The organism is Emticicia agri, assembly GCF_004168285.1.
GTDB classification, from domain to species: Bacteria; Bacteroidota; Bacteroidia; order Cytophagales; family Spirosomataceae; genus Emticicia; species Emticicia agri.
Map to the genome: position 1 here is coordinate 1 of NZ_SEWF01000106.1, position 3,758 is coordinate 3,758.

The 3,758-nt window shown below is 41.0% G+C and carries 2 protein-coding genes and 1 pseudogene; all 3 read right to left on the reverse strand.

The features are described from left to right. Positions 1-1,487 (reverse strand): annotated as a pseudogene (locus tag EWM59_RS27170) (gliding motility-associated C-terminal domain-containing protein); the annotation flags it as partial. 390 nt (positions 1,488-1,877) lie between these two features. Further along, entirely contained in the window at positions 1,878-2,801 is a 924-nt protein-coding gene (locus tag EWM59_RS27175) for a hypothetical protein (RefSeq protein ID WP_130024342.1), read from the reverse strand. A gap of 120 nt (positions 2,802-2,921) precedes the next feature. Continuing rightward, a partial coding sequence (locus tag EWM59_RS27180; protein WP_130024022.1) for a T9SS type B sorting domain-containing protein occupies positions 2,922-3,758 on the reverse strand: 837 nt, incomplete at its 5' end.

Below are 3,758 nucleotides of genomic sequence, written 5' to 3' on the forward strand. Positions count from 1 at the left end.
CCAATACAGGCTTCGTTGGAAGGCACACTTGGAATAGACACAAAATCTGAGGTAGCCAGATTGGCTACGATGCTGTAACTGTAAATGACGCCACTCTGGGCTTTGGTATCTAAATAGAAGGTGTCTTTGGCTGATACTCTGGCTACTTCCACAAAGCCAAAGGAGGCAGGCAAACCTATCTGACAGTTGGCAGGAATGAAGTTGGAGCAGCCTTCTTTGCGATAGATGACGATTTCGGCATCTTCTTCAGGAATGTTGCAGTCGGGGTATTGTTGCCACCGAAGTTCAATCCCTCGTTCTGTGTTCCGAGCAGTCAAGGCCTTAGGACGGGGAGGAATGACTCGTATCTGCACAACCTTAATATCAGTCAACTGGATAGGTATTCTACCAGGAAAATCTTCTACTTTAAATAATACGCCATAGGGCTGCTCCCTGACATGTTTACAATTTGTTTCCCAGGTAAATGTACCCGAGGCGGGACTACTCTGGGTAACATTGAGTGGCGCAAAGGTTGCTTCTTTTGGTGCTACAAAGTCAACCGTTCCACCTGCATCACGGTTATATACACCACTATTGGTAGTTATTCTGATATTGTTATTATCAGGGTCACGGGCTGTTACAGTAAATTGTATTTTCTGACCTGCCTCTACACAAATAGCGGCTGGAACAGTTAACAAAGGTCGTTTATTGGGGGTTTCTACCACAATAATCTGCATATCTCTGGTTATCTCCCCGATTTTCGTATATGTCCCATTGGCGCCCTTTCGCCATTCCTCTACTATAAAGGCTACATTGACCTGATACTGATTAACAGGCAATTTACCTGGTGCATCCCATATTAAATCACCCGTAATGGCATCTATCCTGAAAAAAGACGGACTCTGCCTATCTTCTGTCAACCTGAAATCTCCCAGATTGGCAGGGTCAAGATAGCCCTGAGCAAATACTCCCCCGTTAGAACCATCAGTAGCACCCTTTTTAGGTGCAGTAAGCCGATAAGATAGACTATCTCCGTCAGCATCAAATGCGCCGGGATTATGAATATATCTTTGCCCTACGCTGGCCGTATCAACCGGGATATTCAACAAAACAGGGGTATTATTCAAACCTAATGCGGCGTTTACCACAATAGTAGTCTCAACAAAGAAACTAATCTGTTCAGTTGGTGGTTGCAGATTGACTGTTCCGGCGTTCCGGTTAACAATAGCACAAGAAATGGTATATCTGCCCTGTGCCGGAAAAGTAAATGTAGTATCATAAACGTTGCACATAGTGCCCCGGTTAATCAGAAACTTTCTTGTTCGTTTTACCTCATATAATCCTACTCCTGTAACACCAAACGAAAACTGAGAAGTATTAGCCGCCTCATTGGCTTGTACGCCATTAATCTGGTCAGTATAAGTAGTCAATGTAACACGATAAGTAAGTGTAGTTGACGAAATTCTTTTAGCAGTTATCTCACCTGCACGTAAGTGCGAAGCTTGCACTTGTGTGAGCGCTGATAAGCTGACAATAAGAAAAAGTATTGTAGATTTCAACAGTTGCATAGGCTTTATTAGTCAGGTAATTAGTCTTTGAACATGTTTAAACTTTTTATTTAATGACGAAAATATGCGTTTTTTGATTAGACGAAGAGAAAAGTTGAGAACGTAGTAGAACTACGTACGAAATTTTTGTCTTCGTCTAATCGAAAAAAAGCTATTTGTAGTCAAAAGAAATAAGTTTAAACAGGTTCTTTGTTAAGAACGTATGAAATCCTATACGCTGTGTATATAAAGGATAAAATTTTAAGAGAAGAGTCACAGGAAATAACAATACCCGTTCTGTTTTGTAATTTAGTAGTATGAGTTAATGCTTTTTTGTTTATTAAAAACCAATCAGGCAGTTCTATTATTCTGAGCTAATTTCTCTAATTTCTTATGGAATCTCCAGGGAACAGCAATTTCTCTGGTTGTGCGGGCGATTCTTACCTGATAGCCTCTGGCATTACCTTCTACCTTCAGGATACCCTTTGTATTAACAATGATATTTTTATCTAAATAAATAAACTGAGGGTGGGCTGATAATTCTTTTTCAATATCACCCTGAATGGTTGTTTTTTCAATACCAAGAAAATTCTGCCAGTATACCTCTGTTCCATCTTTAGTAATTTCGGCATAGATAAACTGATTAGGCAATAAGCTCAGTCTTACATTTTTTTCGCCCATCACCAATACAGCTAATTTTTGTTCTGAATTGGTAACTGACAGTTTTTGCAGTGCTTCATTAATGAGTTCGGCACAGGCCGCAAACTTATTGTGAAATACCCGTTGCTGAATAAATGTAGTAACAATAACCGGGATAATACTTAAAACAAAAACTTTCAGTATATCGGCTATGCTAAAAGTAATGATATGGAACAGATTACTATAAATTACCAGAAAAGAAGTCAGGAGCAACACCATAACCAGAAAGTGCAGTATATAACGGGCAACAGTCCAGTTCTGCTTGTTATAAAACCTCGGGAAAATAGCAGGTAGCACAAACTTGACTGTTAGCATGGCTATTACTGCCACCCCGCCAAAACCTAACAATAGTTCTGTTTTTTGCTCATGGTCAAACAAATCAAGTCCGAATGGCTGCATACCTACAGCAATGATTGCCACAAATAAACCCACTAAAAGAGAAATGAGAAGACCCCGGAGCGACCGGATAGAAGTTGACATTGGAAGCCGTAATGCCTCGTTCAATGCTGTTAACTGTTCTCTGACAAAGTTAAGTATATGGCTACTCGTAATAGATATGACTCGTAAGATATTCATAGGTTAATTTGGCAATCATGCATGTTTAATCAGGTATTTGTTGGCAAAATTTCAAAAACTATACCATTTCCCTGATTAAACACGCAATTTTTACTGCAAATATACATAGAATATTGCTTATTACCTGATTAGTTCAACCCAACCTTTGATAGTCGTAGGAGTCTCATCCTTCCTGTCCAAGCGTTGCAACGATACCTTCGCCAAGTAATAATACGTCCCCGAGGGTAACTCAACCCCACTGCTACTCCGTCCATCCCAACTCAAAATATTACTACTCCCACTCTGATACACCTTCAACCCATATCTATTGTATATCTCTATATCTATGTTCTGGATAAAAGCTGAACATGTCATCGGTGTAAAGGTATCATTCTTCCCATCTCCATTGGGTGTGAATACATTCGGTAACAACACCGTCGCACAGTTGTCTTTACAAATCGTCGCACTCGCACTGCTCTCAATGTTCAGACTATTCACCGCTGTGATGTAGTAACAACCGGCAAACCCATCTTGTACCGATCGGGTGTGGGTGAATGAAGTCTCCGGTGGTACCGGCTTGTCTATGGCTGCCAATAACTTCGGGGTGTCTTCCTTGTATCGGGCAAAGTAAATATTGTATCTGATAATATCACTCCGACACAACAAGCCTCCTGAACTCGCCGGGGTCTTCCAGCTTAATTTATTACTCAATGTGTTGGTCTCACAAATGGCCTCCCGGTCAAGATTCTCACAATTCAAATCATCAATGCTCAATTCCGGTGGACAGGGGGGGGTGTTGTCTATCGGACTCGAACACATCACCTGTGAAAAATTACGCAATGTCCCGAACTGGGGTAATCTGCCATAGGCGCCAAAGGTCTCTACCTTGTAACAATAATTGGTGTCCACCTGCATCTCTATGGTATTCACCCCATCGGCTGCATAGCGGTCTATCCCATCATCTAAATAGGTATAGGT